Annotated in this window: 17 protein-coding genes; 8 read left to right on the top strand and 9 right to left on the bottom strand. The window is 37.5% G+C overall.

Features of this window, described 5'->3' with window-relative positions; translation table 11 throughout:
* Positions 1 to 43: 43 nt before the first annotated feature.
* The 3 genes from rfbB to galE form a co-directional block, all read right to left on the bottom strand.
* Positions 44 to 1096 (bottom strand): dTDP-glucose 4,6-dehydratase, encoded by a 1053-nt coding sequence (gene rfbB / locus ACRD7B_RS05230; RefSeq protein WP_430823423.1) that lies wholly within the window; start codon positions 1094 to 1096, stop codon positions 44 to 46.
* A gap of 146 nt (positions 1097 to 1242) precedes the next feature.
* A complete protein-coding gene (locus ACRD7B_RS05225; protein WP_430823422.1) occupies positions 1243 to 1593 on the bottom strand; it encodes a DUF5684 domain-containing protein in 351 nt (116 codons plus the stop codon).
* 137 nt (positions 1594 to 1730) lie between these two features.
* On the bottom strand, positions 1731 to 2753 hold the full coding sequence (gene galE / locus ACRD7B_RS05220) for a UDP-glucose 4-epimerase GalE (protein ID WP_430823421.1): 1023 nt from the start codon (positions 2751 to 2753) through the stop codon (positions 1731 to 1733).
* A 234-nt stretch (positions 2754 to 2987) separates the two neighbouring features.
* Between galE and ACRD7B_RS05215 the strand changes: the two genes are divergently transcribed.
* A complete protein-coding gene (locus ACRD7B_RS05215) occupies positions 2988 to 3917 on the top strand; it encodes an HU domain-containing protein (RefSeq protein ID WP_430823420.1) in 930 nt (309 codons plus the stop codon).
* Between the two features lie 208 nt (positions 3918 to 4125).
* Here the strand turns inward: ACRD7B_RS05215 and metG are convergent, their stop codons facing one another.
* Positions 4126 to 6165 carry a methionine--tRNA ligase gene (metG, locus tag ACRD7B_RS05210; RefSeq protein ID WP_430823419.1) on the bottom strand — a complete coding sequence of 680 codons (2040 nt, stop codon included), beginning with the start codon at positions 6163 to 6165 and terminating at the stop codon, positions 4126 to 4128.
* A gap of 348 nt (positions 6166 to 6513) precedes the next feature.
* On the opposite strand from metG, the gene ACRD7B_RS05205 reads away from it, so the two are divergent.
* The 6 genes from ACRD7B_RS05205 (at position 6514) to ACRD7B_RS05180 (ending at position 9764) form a co-directional block, all read left to right on the top strand.
* Entirely contained in the window at positions 6514 to 7416 is a 903-nt protein-coding gene (locus ACRD7B_RS05205; RefSeq protein ID WP_430823418.1) for a S66 peptidase family protein, read from the top strand.
* On the top strand, positions 7417 to 7779 hold the full coding sequence (locus tag ACRD7B_RS05200) for a YraN family protein (protein ID WP_430823417.1): 363 nt from the start codon (positions 7417 to 7419) through the stop codon (positions 7777 to 7779).
* A 57-nt stretch (positions 7780 to 7836) separates the two neighbouring features.
* A complete protein-coding gene (locus ACRD7B_RS05195) occupies positions 7837 to 8187 on the top strand; it encodes an MmcQ/YjbR family DNA-binding protein (protein ID WP_430823416.1) in 351 nt (116 codons plus the stop codon).
* A gap of 12 nt (positions 8188 to 8199) precedes the next feature.
* Entirely contained in the window at positions 8200 to 8724 is a 525-nt protein-coding gene (locus tag ACRD7B_RS05190; protein ID WP_430823415.1) for a dihydrofolate reductase family protein, read from the top strand.
* A 61-nt stretch (positions 8725 to 8785) separates the two neighbouring features.
* Positions 8786 to 9367, top strand: coding sequence for a DUF502 domain-containing protein (locus ACRD7B_RS05185; protein WP_430823414.1), 582 nt, complete (start codon positions 8786 to 8788; stop codon positions 9365 to 9367).
* A gap of 13 nt (positions 9368 to 9380) precedes the next feature.
* Positions 9381 to 9764 carry a septal ring lytic transglycosylase RlpA family protein gene (locus tag ACRD7B_RS05180; protein WP_430823413.1) on the top strand — a complete coding sequence of 128 codons (384 nt, stop codon included), beginning with the start codon at positions 9381 to 9383 and terminating at the stop codon, positions 9762 to 9764.
* On the opposite strand, the gene ACRD7B_RS05175 is transcribed toward ACRD7B_RS05180, so the two are convergent.
* The 4 genes from ACRD7B_RS05175 to ACRD7B_RS05160 all read right to left on the bottom strand — a co-directional run bounded on the left by ACRD7B_RS05175 (position 9733) and on the right by ACRD7B_RS05160 (position 14317).
* Entirely contained in the window at positions 9733 to 10491 is a 759-nt protein-coding gene (locus ACRD7B_RS05175; RefSeq protein WP_430823412.1) for a DUF4846 domain-containing protein, read from the bottom strand. The two genes, ACRD7B_RS05180 and ACRD7B_RS05175, sit on opposite strands and share 32 nt — an antisense overlap.
* Before the next feature lie 5 nt (positions 10492 to 10496).
* Positions 10497 to 12890 (bottom strand): penicillin-binding protein 1A, encoded by a 2394-nt coding sequence (locus ACRD7B_RS05170; protein WP_430823411.1) that lies wholly within the window; start codon positions 12888 to 12890, stop codon positions 10497 to 10499.
* 150 nt (positions 12891 to 13040) lie between these two features.
* Positions 13041 to 13811, bottom strand: coding sequence for an HD domain-containing protein (locus ACRD7B_RS05165; protein ID WP_430823410.1), 771 nt, complete (start codon positions 13809 to 13811; stop codon positions 13041 to 13043).
* 62 nt (positions 13812 to 13873) lie between these two features.
* Positions 13874 to 14317, bottom strand: a complete 444-nt coding sequence (locus ACRD7B_RS05160) for a hypothetical protein (protein ID WP_430823409.1) — start codon at positions 14315 to 14317, stop codon at positions 13874 to 13876.
* A gap of 113 nt (positions 14318 to 14430) precedes the next feature.
* On the opposite strand from ACRD7B_RS05160, the gene ACRD7B_RS05155 reads away from it, so the two are divergent.
* Positions 14431 to 15270, top strand: a complete 840-nt coding sequence (locus tag ACRD7B_RS05155; RefSeq protein ID WP_430823408.1) for a hypothetical protein — start codon at positions 14431 to 14433, stop codon at positions 15268 to 15270.
* A gap of 43 nt (positions 15271 to 15313) precedes the next feature.
* On the opposite strand, the gene ACRD7B_RS05150 is transcribed toward ACRD7B_RS05155, so the two are convergent.
* Entirely contained in the window at positions 15314 to 15766 is a 453-nt protein-coding gene (locus tag ACRD7B_RS05150) for a hypothetical protein (protein ID WP_430823407.1), read from the bottom strand.
* Positions 15767 to 16150: the final 384 nt, after the last annotated feature.

Raw genomic sequence — 16150 nt, 5'->3', positions numbered from 1 at the left:
ACGCGAGAGGACTCGCGCTGTAGCATATTTAATAGATAAAAGCTTATCGCTTTTCGTATTGTTGTTCGTAATACTTCTCGTAATCGCCCGACATAATATTGTCTGACCAATCACTATTACTCAAATACCATTCAACTGTTTTAACAATGCCTTCTTCAAATTGTAAAGATGGTTTCCACCCCAGTTCATTCATTAATTTTGAAGAATCAATAGCATAACGCATATCATGACCAGCTCTATCTTTAACAAAGGTTATCAACTTTGCCGACTCACCTTTTTCGCGTCCCAACTGCTCATCCATCACTTCGCATAACTTGTGAATCAAATCAATATTGGTCCACTCATTAATACCACCAATGTTATAAGTCTCTCCATTGGTTCCTTCATGGAAGATCTTATCGATGGCACTGGCATGATCAATTACATATAACCAATCGCGAACATTCTCGCCTTTACCATAAATTGGAATAGGTTTATTATTCTTTATATTATTTATTGATAGAGGTATCAATTTTTCTGGAAATTGGTTTGGGCCATAGTTGTTTGAACAGTTTGAAATCACAACAGGCATTCCATAAGTATGGAAATAAGCACGTACCAAATGGTCAGAACTGGCTTTTGATGATGAATATGGACTACGTGGATCGTAAGCCGTTGTTTCAGTAAATAAACCTTCGGCACCTAATGAACCATACACCTCATCGGTAGAAATATGATAAAATAATTTACCTTCCATTTGGTTCTTCCAACTATTTCGAGCTGCGTTTAATAGATTAACCGTGCCCAGAATATTAGTTTTAATAAAAGCCAAAGGATCGCTTATAGAACGGTCAACATGCGACTCTGCAGCCAAATGAATAACACTGTCAAATTGATGCTTTTCAAACAATTCGCTCATTAAAGCTTCATCTGTAATATCAGCCTTGATAAAAGTATAGTTCGACTTATTCTCGATGTCTTTCAGATTCTCAAGATTACCTGCATAGGTTAAAACATCCAAGTTGTAAATATGGTAATCGGGATAGTTATTTACAAACAAGCGAACAACATGAGAACCAATAAATCCGGCTCCACCAGTAATTAAAAGCTTTTTCATCTCTATAGAGTATTATATTATTTCTTTGATTTTGAAACGTAAAACTACATCAAAGAAATAAAAAAAGCCCCTTTAAGGAGCTTTTTTGGACGAATCCAATATTTTTATTTATAAAATGGATCTTTCTTCTGAGCTATTACAAATATTTATGAACCAGCAGGTCCATTATATTTTGCATCACCTAAACCTAAAATAGGATAGAAAATTGGTGATAGGAATATCAGTCCCAAAGTGAAACCTGTACCATAACCGAAGCTTTTTGATAATAAATTTATAGACCAAATAGCAAAGATAGCTCCTACACCAGGAATCATCATTAATAATAACCAATACCAAGGCTTGCCAACAATTTCTAATAAAACTAAGGTGTTATAAATTGGAATTAGGCATGCCCAACCTGGTTTACCTGCCTTTTCAAAAATCTTCCACCCTGATACGATCATTAAAATGGCAAATGCTAAATATGCTATTCCCCCAAATACTCCAATTGACTCCATAAATGTATTTTTTTTTTAGATTAGAATTAAATGTATATCAATATTACTCAATTAATTTTAGAAATAAAAAAAGATGCGATCTATGCAGCAGTGTTGCTGCAGAATATCGCATCCCTAATATTCTTTTATGAAGATCTTTACAGTCCCCTAACTTTCTTTTCCCATTTCCAGGCTGAAGCCAACGTTTCTTCCAATGATTTTTGAGCTTTCCATCCTAGCTCAGCATTACCAAAACTTGTATCGGCCCAAATTTTTTCAATATCGCCAGCTCTGCGTTCTACAACTTTATATTTTAAATCTACGCCTGTCACCTCGATGAATGCTTTTACCAATTGCATAACCGAATAGCCTTCACCAGTACCAACATTGAAATATTCGTAATTAGCTTTTGACTTTTTAGTCAACATGCGGTCGATGGCAACTACGTGCGCTTGAGCTAAATCTACCACATTAATGTAATCGCGTATAGCTGTGCCATCCGGCGTATCATAATCCTCACCAAAAATACTTAACTCATCGCGCAGACCAGCCGCTGTTTGTGTAATAAATGGTACCAGGTTATTTGGAACACCTACAGGCAATTCGCCAATCAATCCAGTTTCGTGCGCTCCAATTGGATTAAAATAACGCAAAGCGATGCAATTAATATCTTCTTCATGCGATTTACAGTAATCACGCATAATATCTTCGCAAATAGCTTTAGTATTACCATAAGGCGACTCCGCTTCTTTTCGGGGTGTTTCCTCAGTAACTGGCAATACATCCGGCTGACCATAAACAGTGCAAGATGATGAAAAAACCATATTAGGAATTTTATACTTTTTCATCCCTTCAAGCAGATTCATAAGCGAAACTAAGTTGTTACGGTAGTATTCTAATGATTTTGAAACAGACTCTCCTACCGCTTTAAAAGCAGCAAAATGAATAATGGCCGAAATACCAGAATACTTTTGAAAGAAAGCATCCGTAAGATCACGCTCCGACAAATCAAACTGTTCAAATGCAGGACGAATGCCTGATATTTTCTCAATATTATCTAATACCTCAATTTGAGAATTAGAAAGGTTATCTACTATTACTACTTCATAGCCTTTATTCTGAAGCTCAACTACTGTATGCGAACCAATGTATCCGGTTCCTCCTGTCACTAAAATTTGCATCGTTCGGTCTTTTATTATGTATGTTTTCTTGTGTATTACATTATCATTTCCATGTATAAAAGTAATAAATACTTTTTATTTTAATTGACTTTTATTCCAGATTTAGTAACTTAGCCAATAAACCACTGTATAATAGTTGTTACACAAAGGGTTTGATTCACTTATCAACAGGTTACCAACAGGTGTTGATATAAAGTTGTTACATTGAATCTACTTTTTTGTAAATTTGCGAATATGACAGCAATTGACCAACACATATACCAACTTCTTTTCACACACGAATGTGTTATTATACCACAATTCGGAGCTTTCGTAGCAACACCAACGAGTGCAAAAATTGATAATGAGAAAAACATATTTATACCACCTTCAAAGGAAATAGGCTTTAACAGAAGCCTTATTCATAACGATGGATTGTTGATTAGTACTTTTGCTCAAGAAAATATGTTGTCATATGGTCATTCTAAAATAAACATTGAAAATTACACCGCTAATCTTAAAGATGAGCTTGACGCTGGTAAAGAAGTAAACATTGAAGGTATTGGTCGCTTGAAAGCTGATGCTAACGGCAACCTACAATTTACAGCAAGTAACTCAGATAACTTCTGCACTGATTCATTTGGACTAGGTTCGTTTCATTTTGCACCTGACATTCAATTAAAACCATCAAACGAAAGTTTACAGGTAAGACGCTTATTAAAACCATTAACTCAGAAACACATTGCCGCAACCGTTGCTCTCTTGGTTGGTTTATTTGTAATATCGCCTGATGTGAATAACGAGTACGATGCCAACACAATGAATACGGCTAGCACAATTGATTTCAGTAGCTCAAGCAATAACTCTAATCAGGTAACATATGTGAGCGAAGCTGCAACTTTCAAAGTAGAAGATACAGCGGCAAATGAAAACACAAACACAACTTCGTTTAATGAAGATCAGTTTTATATTATTGCAGGTAGTTTCAAAAATGAGCAACAAGCCCAGCGTTTTTTAAAACAAATTCACAATATTGGGGAAGAGCAAGCTTTTGTACTTCATAGTCCAAATAATCGCTTTAGAATAGCCTTGAATGGCTTCAGCGAAAAAGATGTGGCTGTTAAATCGATGCTCAATTATCGCAAACAAAAAGATTTTAAAACAGTTTGGGTGATGAAACAATAGTTTCAACACACAAACACAACAATACTAAAAAAGGTCAGCGCTTGCTGACCTTTTTCTATTTTAACTTACGGATGACATCTTTCTGATAGATGTCATCCTAAATATTCTAATAGACTGTTCACTGAGCTAAGTCGAAGTGATCAATACTCAACTAATAAGAATTCATCTCGATGACCGAACCAAATTATTAGACATGCTCATATTGTACCTACCTAATCTCTGAACCTGGCTTAACATCACTTGCTGGCGCAACAAATTCCAGTTTACCACTAGCATCTTCTGCCATCAAAATCATACCTTGCGATTCGATGCCACGAATTTTACGAGGAGCCAGATTAACCAAAATACTAACGTGTTTTCCAATGATCTCTTCTGGTTTGAAGAACTCCGCAATACCTGAAACAACAATACGCTGATCAATTCCTGTATCTACTTTCAATTGGAGTAGCTTTTTAGTCTTAGCCACTTTTTCAGCCTCCACAATAGTACCAACACGGATATCCATCTTGGTAAAATCATCAAACTCGATGTTATCCTTTGCAGGAGCAGCCACTTTATTGGCAGCCTCATTATCAACCTTCGTTTGCTGCAAGCGATCCAATTGCTCCTGAATAGTCGCATCTTCAATCTTTTCGAATAACAACTCTGGCTTATTAATCAAACTTCCAGCTGACAACAATTCTAAATTACCACAAGAGCTCCAATCTAAGTTCTCCAGATTAAGCATGTCTTGCATTTTCTTGGCAGTGAAAGGTAAGAATGGCTCAATAAGAATCGAAACATTGGCCGTTATTTGTAAGGCAATGTTCATGATGGTCTTAACACGCTCTGGATCTGTCTTAGCAAGTTTCCAAGGCTCACAATCAGCCAAATATTTATTACCTAAACGCGAAAGGTTAATGGCCTCACGTACCGCTTCACGGAAACGGAATATATCCAAGGCGTCTTCAACACGTTTCACTATAGCAGGAATCTCATTTAAAGTCTCCTTATCATAGTCGGTCAATTCACCTGCAGCCGGTACGGCTCCATCGTAATACTTATGAGTGAGGACTACTGCCCTATTCACAAAATTTCCTAAGATAGCAACCAACTCATTGTTGTTTCTAGCTTGGAAATCCTTCCAGGTAAAATCGTTATCTTTTGTTTCAGGTGCGTTGGCCGTTAATACATAGCGCAATACATCCTGTTTGTCTTTAAAATCAACTAAGTACTCGTGTAACCAAACCGCCCAATTACGGGAAGTAGAAATCTTATCTCCCTCAAGATTTAAGAATTCGTTGGCAGGCACATTCTCAGGTAGTATATAACTACCTTCGGCTTTTAACATTGATGGAAATACAATACAGTGAAATACGATATTGTCTTTACCAATAAAATGTAACATGCGTGAATCGTCACTCTTCCAATATTTTTCCCACTCAGGGGTTAATTCCTTTGTAGCCGAAATATATCCGATAGGTGCATCAAACCATACATAAAGCACTTTGCCATCTGCTCCTTCCACAGGAACAGGCACACCCCAATTCAAGTCGCGACTTACCGCACGTGGTTGTAAACCTAAATCAATCCACGACTTACACTGACCGTATACATTTGGTTTCCACTCCTTGTGTCCATCTAATATCCATTCTTTCAAAAATGGCTCATGCTTATCGAGTGGCAAATACCAATGCTTTGTTTTACGCACCACTGGTTTACTGCCTGACACCACCGATTGAGGGTTAATTAGGTCTGTTGCATTCAAAGATGTTCCGCAGCTCTCGCACTGATCGCCATAGGCACCTTCGCTCTTACAATGCGGACAAGTACCCGTAATGTAACGATCAGCCAAAAACTGATTGGCTTCTTCGTCGTAATATTGCTCCGACTCCTTCTCAACAAATTCACCCTTATCATACAAGGTTTTGAAAAAATCACTGGCTGTTTCGTGATGCATCTTAGATGAAGTACGCGAATACACATCAAAAGAGACACCAAACTTCTCAAACGAATCTTTTATAATGCCATGGTATTTATCAACAATATCCTGAGGTGTAACACCTTCATTTTTTGCCTTTAAGGTAATTGGCACACCATGTTCATCAGAACCTCCAATAAGCACAACATCTTCGTGTTTTAGGCGTAAATAACGTACATAAATATCGGCTGGAACATAAACTCCGGCAAGGTGACCAATGTGAACAGGCCCATTGGCATATGGTAAAGCAGTAGTTACTAGCGTTCGCTTGAAATTTCCCGTTTTCATTTGTATGAATTTGTTTTATGGTTGGGTACTATAAAAATCAAAATAAAAGCCCACAGCATTCGGGGCTTTTTATTAACTTCACAAAGATATGCAAAGTATTTAATAATAGTAGCAAGAATAAGAGGGTGTACAAATAGATATTAATTTAAGAATTATAGTTAACTTAAGGTTTAAGAACCCCTAAATCCCCTAAAGGGGACTTTAGCCTCCCGCTTTAGGGGAGGTTGGAGGGGTAAAACGGAATTAAAGTTGTAAATCATTTTAATACTGAATTAACTCTATTCTTGTTATTTAAAGCATTATAAGAATAACTACTGGCTTCTGCCTACAAACTATAAAACTAAAGCCATGATATTTCCAAAATCACTCTCCAAAAACTCAACCATTGGTATTGTTTCTCCAGCTGGCAGAATAGATGCAGAAACCATTCATTTCGCTGAAAAGTATTTACACAGCATGGGTTACCAGGTAACGGTAGGTAATAACGCCACCAATACTTTTCATCAGTATGCTGGTAACGACGAACACCGTGCATCAGATTTACAGTTAATGCTTAATAGATCTGATGTGGATGCCATATTTTGCGCTCGAGGTGGTTATGGTACTATTCGTATTATTGAAGAAATAGATTTCACTCACTTTTTGGAAAACCCCAAATGGATAATTGGCTATAGCGATATTACAGTTTTACACACTTGTCTGCATCATAAACACAAAGTCGCCAGCATACATGGACCAATGCCTAAAAATTTTCCTGATAAGTCGAAGGATGACGATGACATGCTAAGCTTGTTCAATATCCTACATGGAGAATTGCCAAAATACAAAATAGCACCTCATCTACTAAATAGAAATGGAGAGGCAGAAGGTTTATTAATTGGCGGTAATCTGTCCTTGATTTACGCATTAAGATCCACTCCTTACGATCCTAACCCTCATGGTAAAATATTATTCATCGAAGATTTATCGGAATACCTCTATCATCTGGATAGGATGATGCAAAACCTAAAACTAAGCGGTTTTCTAAAACAGTTAAGTGGCATTATTGTAGGGCAATTCACCAACATGAAAGATAACGATGTAAAATACGGACTTAATGCTTATGAGATTATAAAGGAAGCTATTTCGGAATATGACTATCCAGTTATTTTTGGATTCCCGGCAGGACATGGTAATATCAACATGCCATTAATAATGGGTAAACGGGTGAGTATTGATGTTTCTAATTGTAACTCAAAGGTATATTTTTAAATGGCCGACCATAACGAACTGGGCAAAACGGGTGAAGCTGTTGCTGCCAAATTCCTTGAAGAAAAAGGATTTGACATAATTGAACGTAACTGGCGCTACAAACAAAAGGAACTAGATTTGATTGCCAGACATAAAAACTACTTTGTGGTAATTGAGGTTAAAACACGTACAACAGATGGCTGGGAAAACCCCAAGGAAGCAATCACTCCTGGAAAAATCCGCTTTATTGTGGAAGCGACTGAGGCTTATATTATGGAATACGACATTGAAGAAGAAGTTCGTTTTGACGTGGTGACTCTCATTCCAAATGGAGCAGATTGGAAAATAGAACACATCGAAGAAGCATTTCATCCAACATTATAAACCCCGATAGCTATCGGGGGCTGATAGCTAATGGCTGTCAGCTATCAGCTTAAAAATATGAACATAGAAGAATTTAGAGAATACTGCATAAAAAAGCACTTGGTAACGGAGGAATTTCCCTTTGACCAAAACACATTGGTATTTAAGGTGGCTGGCAAAATGTTTGCGCTCACCAATGTGGAAGGCGATTTTAGCATCAACCTCAAGTGCGATCCTGAAAAGGCCATTGAATTACGTGAAAAACACCATGCGGTATTACCAGGCTACCACATGAACAAAAAGCATTGGAATACCATTAATATAGATGGGTCAGTGTCAGATGAGTTATTGATCGAATGGATTAATCATTCCTATGACTTGGTGGTTGCCGGTCTGCCTAAGAAACTTCGAATTCAATTCGAGAAATAAAGAACACCCTACATGCGAAAAATAAAACTTTACATTGCCACGAGCCTTAATGGTAAAATAGCGTCAAAAGATGGCGCCGTTGATTGGCTTGAATCTATTCCTAATCCAGATGCGCTGGATTATGGCTACGCTGATTTCTACAAATCAGTTGATGCTACCATTCAAGGCAACAGCACCTACCAACAAATATTAAGCTGGGGCATTGACTTTCCATATGCTGGCAAACAAAACTACGTACTGAGCCGAACAAAGCATGAAAACACGGAACATGTTGAGTTTATTTCTGATAATCAGATTGAATTCATACAAGAACTAAAGAAGCAATCTGGTGGAGATATCTGGTTAATAGGGGGCGGACAAGTAAACACCATGCTTTTAAATGCCAAACTCATTGATGAGATCTTTGTATTTGTAATGCCAATAGTTCTTTCTGAAGGTATTGAGCTATTTGAAGCAATTCCTGACATGACCCATCTGACCTTAAAAAGTAGTCAGACATACCCCACTGGTGTGGTTGAAATGATTTACAACTTGTAATTCGGAACATTTAAACCATAATAGCGTAGAAACATAGATACACCTAAGCAGGCACAATTTTATGAAAAAACTGATTCGTTACTTTCTACAAGGTATTTTATACATTGCCCCCATCGCGGTTACTATCTATGTATTTGTTGTAGCTTTTATTTGGTTAGATGGCTTATTGCGTAATCTAGAAATATTTAAAAAAGGTCCCTTCTCAGAGTATAGCTTTCCTGGCATTGGATTATTAATCATTGTAATCACCATCACCATAGTTGGCTTTCTTGGTCAGCGTTTTATTACTACCCCAATATCAAATGCTTTCGAACGCTTATTGAAACGTGCTCCATTAATTAAGGTAATCTATTCATCGGTTAAGGATTTGTTATCTGCTTTCGTGGGTAAGGAACGAAAATTTGAGAAACCCGTTCTGGTTACTTTAGATAAGGAAGGCATATTGGAGCGATTGGGCTTTATTACAGCAACTGATCTTGCAGATTTGGGCATTGAGGAAAAAATTGCCGTTTATTTACCAAGCTCTTATGGTGTATTAGGTGAGTTATACATTGTGCCTTCTGAAAACGTTAAACCGATTGATGCCAACTCTGCCGATGTCATGAAATTCATTGTATCAGGTGGCGTTACAAAGGTGAAATAATAACCAGTTAAAAATGCGAGCGGCCGTACTTTTTATAGTTTCAGTGATTAGCTTAAGTTGCTTTGCTCAAGAACTTGTCTTAGAAGGGAAAGCATCGTATTATGCTGCAAAGTTTGAAGGCCGCTTAACAGCCAATGGTGAGGTGTTTTCAAACGATTCATTAACTGCTGCCCATAAAACTTTACCATTTGGAACAAAAGTTAAAGTCATTAACCTCGACAATAAGAAAAGCATAACTGTTCGCATTAACGACAGAGGACCATTTATTAAAGGACGTATTATCGATTTGAGTCAGGCAGCCGCCAACGAATTAAATTTTATTCAACAAGGCATTGCAAATGTTCGAATTGAGATAAATAATAAGGCTACTCAAACCTCCTCAAGTCAGCAGGAATAAACTTCCATTCAGGCGTTTGAATAGGGAGCTCATTTAGTTCGTACCAAGGTGACAAAGATGAATTCATCGGATTGATAAGAATCTGGATCTCTTGAGCTGGCATGTAACTTTGGGCTAGCAAATACACTTTCTTGCCAGAAGCTGCATTTATGGCTACATCAACCACCATTACGGCATGGCCATATGGATTACCGGTTTGAATAAACACATCACCCGCCTTTAATTGCATTATTGAAGAAACAGGTTTCAGCTGATTATATAAGGAACGTGTATTGGCATAGGCAAAAATATAATTCATGTACTTACGAAACGATTTATACGTTCGCTCATCCGTGTAATCGTTATAATAGCGAGGTTTACCATCCGATACAAAGTCAAAAGCTATCTCATCGTAACGTTTCTGTTTAAAAAGATACTCGGCATATAGCAGCATACAAGCATCGGCACATTGCAATAAATCGCGATTACCAACCTCCAAATCGACAACTGCACAATATACCTCTGGCGTGTTCTTACTTGCTCCATTATAATATTTAACCACACTCCCCTCAGGTTTAAGTGGCAAATGTTGCAAAAAATAAACAAAGGATTTGCTATCACAGTTTGGCCTCTGATAATTAACAGGTGGCTCAAAGCGCTCACTTAATATCCCTTTCTCTGATTGAGCTTGAATATCACCTAAAACACCTAGATTAAAAGCTATAAACAACAATAAAATTCTTATCATCCTACTTACTTTTTCTTCTTAAAAAGCTCTTTCATGCGGTCAAGTACACTCTTGTGATCCTTCTTTTTGCGAGCATCTTTCTTAGCTTGGCGTTCTTGCTGTTTTCTTATTTTGGTAGAATCGGGGCGATCAAAGCCATCAAAGAAACGATCAAAAATATCCGCATCCGGATCATCCATCGAAAAATTATCACATTCCAAACGCCTTTGCAAATCTTCTGGTATTTCATAGAAGGATTTAGCGTAATACTCATACATTTTTGGATCATTCTCGACTCGCTGCATAAAACGTGCAAAAATTGGCAAGGCTGTATGTCCACCACTACCCAAAGCTGTTGATCGAAAATGAATTTTAGGCTGATCATTACCAACCCAGGCACCTGCAACAATACCAGGTGTATAGCCAATGAACCAGCCATCTGAGTTATCCTGCGTTGTGCCGGTTTTACCAGCTAGCTCACTATCTAAGTGAAATAATGTGCGAAGTGTGCTTCCTGTACCGTTTTCTACCACTCCTCGCATCATATCAATAATAAAATGCGAAACCTCCTCACCGTACACTTGGTCACTATCCTGTTCCTCATCGTACTGATACAACACATTCCCATACCTGTCTTCAATGCGCAATAAGTCAACTGGCTCAACAGGTCGCCCATAATTAGGAAATGTGGTATACGCAGAAACCATTTCTAACAATGACAATTCTGCTGTTCCCAAAGCGATTGATGGCACTTTAGGAATGCCACCTTCAATACCCATATCGCGAGCCACATCAATCACATCGCCAATACCCACACGCGTAATAAGTTTGGCACTTATGGTATTTACCGAAGATGCCAAACCACCCTTTATGGTATAATAACCTTCGTGTTTCCCATTGCTATTTGACGGATTCCAATCATTATAATCTTCGTAAACCTGCTGCTCGTTCGAAATCCAATCGCAGGGCTCATTACCTTCCATAAGGGCCGCCGTATATACAATTGGTTTAAAGGTAGAGCCTACAGGGCGTTCCGAAGTGACATGATCGTACTGAACACTTTTATGATCGATGCCTCCAACCCAAGCCAATACATGGCCATTATTTGGGTTCATGGCTAGAAACCCTGTATTCAATAATTTCAAACGATGCTTCACCGAATCCGCAGGACTCATATTCACCTTCTTCTCACCAGCATGAGTAAATATCGTCATCGGAACCTTCTGTTCCATGTGTTTGAAAATCTTCTCCTCGTTCCAACCAGCTGCTGCTAGTTTGGTATATCGTTTCGATTTACGCAGTGCATCGATGTAGATATTCGGATGTTTCTCCCACGGGTCACGTCCCTTCCAATGGCGATCAAACTCACCTTGCAAACGGGTCATCTGTTGATCAACCGCCAGCTCGGCATAATTCTGCAAACGTGAGTCAATACTTGTGTAAATCCTCAAACCATCTGAATAAATATCGTACTCATCACCATATTCATCCTCCAGTATTTTTTGAGCTTTCACACGTATCTTTTCTCGAAAATAAGGTGCTATCCCTGTGTTGTGATCAATCTTCTTATATCTGAGTACAATCTTACTTTGCTGCCATTTCTTATATTCCGTATCAGATAAAAAACCTTGCTCCTTCATACGTTTCAATACGACATTGCGTCGCTTTAAACTGCGCTCAGGATTAATGCGAGGACTATAAGCTGTGTTAGCAGCCAACATACCTACCAACGTAGCCGCTTCCGCAGGATCGAGACGTTTCGATTTCTTACCAAAGAAACGACGCGAGGCCATTTCAATACCAAAAATATCCTCACCATATGGTACAGTATTTAAATAGAGCGTCAGAATATCTTCCTTAGAATAAAGCGTTTCGAGGCGAGCAGCCGTAAAAATCTCCTTCACCTTACCAACTGGCAAGGTCATAAAGCCCAAGCGCATTCGCGGGTATAAGTTTTTGGCCAATTGCTGACTAATGGTACTACCGCCACCTTGCGCCTTATCTCTAAAGATTATGGTTCGAACCATTACTCTTCCAAGGCTAATGAAATCCAAACCGTTGTGCTCAAAGAAGCGACTATCCTCGGTTGCAACCAAGGCATTGACCACATGTTTCGAAACCTCGCCATTATCAATGGTTAGTCGGTGCTCAACAAAGTAACGTCCCATCAGTTGTTTATCAGATGAGAAGACTTCGGATGCTGTGTGGTTTTGGATCTTAGCCAGTTCGGCATTGGAAGGTAAACGACCAAATAATCCCAAATAAACAAAGAACACGAATATTGCAAAAACCGCTATCCCAGCAACAGCAGCCTTAAGACTAAGAATAAACAGTTTCTTTTTCCAGGTACTGCCTGACTGCTTTGTACTTTTCTTTCGAGCAGGCTTGCGCTTACCAGAATTATTTTTTTTCACGGGCATTGATTAGAACTTTGAGTGCCGATAAAAATACTAAAAGTATTTGAAGTATATAATTTGAACAAAGACCTATAGTTTACAAATATTATTTCATCCACGAATTTAGCTTCGCTGATTTTCAATTCGCGAATTACACTAATATTTTTAATATCATCACTGCTCCACCTCACTATAAAATTGCTTCAGGAATCCTTCCATGTAATCATGGCGTTGTTGAGCCATTGTTTTACCTGAATCAGTCTTCATTAAATCTTTCAACAGCAATAGTTTTTCGTAGAAATGATTGATGGTAGGTGCATCACTCTTACGATAGGCTTCGGCATTGGCATATTTTTGCACCGGAACTTCCGGGTCGTAAAAATCACGCCCTTTATGTCCGCCGTAACTAAAGGCACGGGCAATACCAATGGCTCCAATAGCATCCAATCGATCAGCATCCTGAACAATACGAAATTCCAACGAATCAAAAGCTTTACCCGACCATTGCTTCGAGAAAGAAAGGTGTTTGATAATTTGCATCACATGCTCACATTTACTCAAAGAAACACCCTCACTTTCCATTTTTTGCTCCACCTCAACCAACATCTTTTCCTCATCAAAGAATTTAGGATCTGGCACATCATGCAACAATACGGCTAACTCAATTACATGCCAATCGCCTCCTTCGGTTTGATGTAATTTTTTAGCATTGGTCAGCGTACGTTTTATGTGCCACCAATCGTGACCAGCGTCAACGGATTGTAATTTTTCTTTAGCCCAGGATGTAATATTAGTAATGGTAAGGTTTTGCATGGGTATAGATATAAATTGATTGCTTGTAAAGATAAAAAAGCATGTATTAAACCATTCATTACATCCTGTATTTTGACAGAAAATATTGGTGAATAAACTACATAAAACAAAATAAGCACGGCTCTTCGCCATGCTTATTCTATTCTATCTTTCCGATTCTATTACATTCGGAAAAGCCTATTACATAAGCCTTGTTAATTAAAGAGAAACAGTACACGTTTTTGCATATCGGGCATACCAATAATATTATTGATGTAATCCGCCTTCTTTTCCATTTCTCCACGCTGAATATAACCTTCACCCATTGGCATGCAAGCACCCCACGATCCGGATTGAATACAGTTACTTAAATCAGTAACTTTAACAATAGTGTGACTACCAGTAAAAACCAAACAGTGTTGATAGGCCTTAGCAGTCCTAAGTACTTCTGCAGTATTTTCTTTTGTAAGGACAAAAAAAGTATCGGCCTGTACCGACGCCATTTGTCTTATTTTAGAAATCGGACGATTCGGATCTAATGTTACTTCTTCGAAAGAGATAACATCAGACAAGAATGTTTTTAAAGTCTCGGCATTGGATTGACTTGTGACGTATAAGCCAATGGCAAGCAACATGGTGAACAATATTGAACGTTTCATATGAGTGTTTTAATGTGAATTAAGACTATACGCTTTTAAAAGAGTAAAAGTTGTATGATATAAATCAGTAAGCCTATTTTACTATCTTGTAACATCTAACTTAAACTTGTAACATGAATATTGATAAAATAAAAAACTACAATCAGAAGATATTGGCTTTGCTCGGAACTACCATCCTACTGTTGGCCATTTTTGGCATTATCTCCATACTCATCTTTACCATATCTGATTTAATCCCAAATGACAACACAAACGAAACGGCGCTTCTTTCTGATGAAAAACTGGAGCAATTGACTCAGCAAAACATGCGTCAACAAGTCATATCTTTTAACAATGCCATATTAATTGATACACTTCAACAGAAGTACATAATCCCCATAATAGTAAGGACTCTTAAAACAACTGAGAGCATTAGCGAAGATCACGAGGCTTTAATGGATATGTTTGGCTCAGGGTCGTATAGTGGGAAACGCTACAGAAGAAGCAGTTTCTACGGTGATTTTAACAATCTCGTATACTGGGATTTTACGACCAACGAAATGAAACCAATTTGTAAAACTCGAATGATCGCATCTAAGTTGGAATATACCTATTTTGAAGATGATATTCTTGTCAGTTTCGTAGGTGCCGATGTTGATAGTAATAAAGACGGGCATGTTACATTAGAAGATCACAAGAACCTCTATCTCTACAGTTTCAAGGAACAAAAATTAAGGATATTAAATCAAAATGATGCTACCGTAATCGATTTTAAGTATCGACATAATACCATGGATGCCATTGTTACTTTTGGTATGGATCGTAACAAAAATGGCAACTACAGCACTAGCAAAGAACCCTCTTACCTAATGAAATACAAGTTTACTGAAGACAAACTAGAACCAATTTTAAACAAAGATATTTCTAACGAGTTGCAAGCACTCATTGAGAATACCGATGAAAGTAATGAATAATTAAAACAACAAAAGCTGCTAAAAAATAGCAGCTTTTATTATTCTATCTGCAGTTTACTCTAGTGTTGACTAGGTAATCAAGCGCCTTTTTTGCTCGGGTTTCTATTTCAAAAACTATTTCCGACACTTCATTTCTTACGCGCTCTCGTTTTTTACTTCTATAAGTGAAGCCCATTGCCTCATTATAACTTTTTAAATCTTCAATTGATTGCCCATTTCGAGAACCAAATAAAAGAGAATACTCACTAATTATTTCCCAAAAAGTTTTTTCTATTAAAGACAAGTCAAGATGTTTAAACTTTGGCAGTTTGTCTTGAAACGCATGTAATCCCTCATCATTCAAAGAGTTCTCTATAATTAATCTTTCAATTCCCGAAACTATCTCAAAAACTGTTTTTACAATTCGAATATCAAAAGCATTATCGTAATATTTATCTACTTCATTAATTAAATTCCTTAAACTAATCTTAATTATGTCAATTTTATTCGCAACCATTTAGACTTAATACAGGGTTATTTTATTATTTCTTTCTAATCTATCACAAAATATTCAATAAAACTTTTAATATCATTTTCTAACTCACTAATCTTCTGTTCGGCTAGCTCTATTCCAGCCTGAAATGGAATCTTTTAAAATTGAAAGATAACAACTCTTACATCAGCGATTAAGCTTCTTACAACTTTTTCTTGTGAAGTACCTTTTCTTGCGACAACCATCCAGTCCCTTACTCTGCTTGTTAGTCTGATACTTTTCTGCATGTATCTAAAAGAATTACCACTTTAAATTTACATTCATAACTAATAAATATTTAATGATTAGGCAATACAAAAATAGTCACTCCAGGAACCTGGAAACTTAGTTTTCTCAATTAGTGTAAAT

The sequence above is a fragment of the Carboxylicivirga fragile genome (assembly GCF_050589805.1).
In the GTDB taxonomy this organism is placed as follows: domain Bacteria; phylum Bacteroidota; class Bacteroidia; order Bacteroidales; family Marinilabiliaceae; genus Carboxylicivirga; species Carboxylicivirga fragile.
Note: the sequence above shows the minus strand (reverse complement) of the source record. Positions and strands in the feature narration are given on the sequence as shown.

Bases quoted from the DNA above. Each gene is read 5' to 3' on its own strand.
- ACRD7B_RS05195 (WP_430823416.1), top strand. From the start codon at position 7,837: ATGAACATAGAAGAATTTAGAGAATACTGCATAAAAAAGCACTTGGTA.
- ACRD7B_RS05200 (WP_430823417.1), top strand. From the start codon at position 7,417: ATGGCCGACCATAACGAACTGGGCAAAACGGGTGAAGCTGTTGCTGCC.
- rfbB (WP_430823423.1), bottom strand. From the start codon at position 1,096: ATGAAAAAGCTTTTAATTACTGGTGGAGCCGGATTTATTGGTTCTCAT.
- ACRD7B_RS05215 (WP_430823420.1), top strand. From the start codon at position 2,988: ATGACAGCAATTGACCAACACATATACCAACTTCTTTTCACACACGAA.
- ACRD7B_RS05180 (WP_430823413.1), top strand. From the start codon at position 9,381: ATGCGAGCGGCCGTACTTTTTATAGTTTCAGTGATTAGCTTAAGTTGC.
- ACRD7B_RS05155 (WP_430823408.1), top strand. From the start codon at position 14,431: ATGAATATTGATAAAATAAAAAACTACAATCAGAAGATATTGGCTTTG.
- ACRD7B_RS05160 (WP_430823409.1), bottom strand. From the start codon at position 14,317: ATGAAACGTTCAATATTGTTCACCATGTTGCTTGCCATTGGCTTATAC.
- ACRD7B_RS05205 (WP_430823418.1), top strand. From the start codon at position 6,514: ATGATATTTCCAAAATCACTCTCCAAAAACTCAACCATTGGTATTGTT.
- ACRD7B_RS05150 (WP_430823407.1), bottom strand. From the start codon at position 15,766: ATGGTTGCGAATAAAATTGACATAATTAAGATTAGTTTAAGGAATTTA.
- ACRD7B_RS05190 (WP_430823415.1), top strand. From the start codon at position 8,200: ATGCGAAAAATAAAACTTTACATTGCCACGAGCCTTAATGGTAAAATA.
- ACRD7B_RS05175 (WP_430823412.1), bottom strand. From the start codon at position 10,491: ATGATAAGAATTTTATTGTTGTTTATAGCTTTTAATCTAGGTGTTTTA.
- ACRD7B_RS05225 (WP_430823422.1), bottom strand. From the start codon at position 1,593: ATGGAGTCAATTGGAGTATTTGGGGGAATAGCATATTTAGCATTTGCC.
- metG (WP_430823419.1), bottom strand. From the start codon at position 6,165: ATGAAAACGGGAAATTTCAAGCGAACGCTAGTAACTACTGCTTTACCA.
- ACRD7B_RS05185 (WP_430823414.1), top strand. From the start codon at position 8,786: ATGAAAAAACTGATTCGTTACTTTCTACAAGGTATTTTATACATTGCC.
- ACRD7B_RS05170 (WP_430823411.1), bottom strand. From the start codon at position 12,890: ATGCCCGTGAAAAAAAATAATTCTGGTAAGCGCAAGCCTGCTCGAAAG.
- galE (WP_430823421.1), bottom strand. From the start codon at position 2,753: ATGCAAATTTTAGTGACAGGAGGAACCGGATACATTGGTTCGCATACA.
- ACRD7B_RS05165 (WP_430823410.1), bottom strand. From the start codon at position 13,811: ATGGCGAAGAGCCGTGCTTATTTTGTTTTATGTAGTTTATTCACCAAT.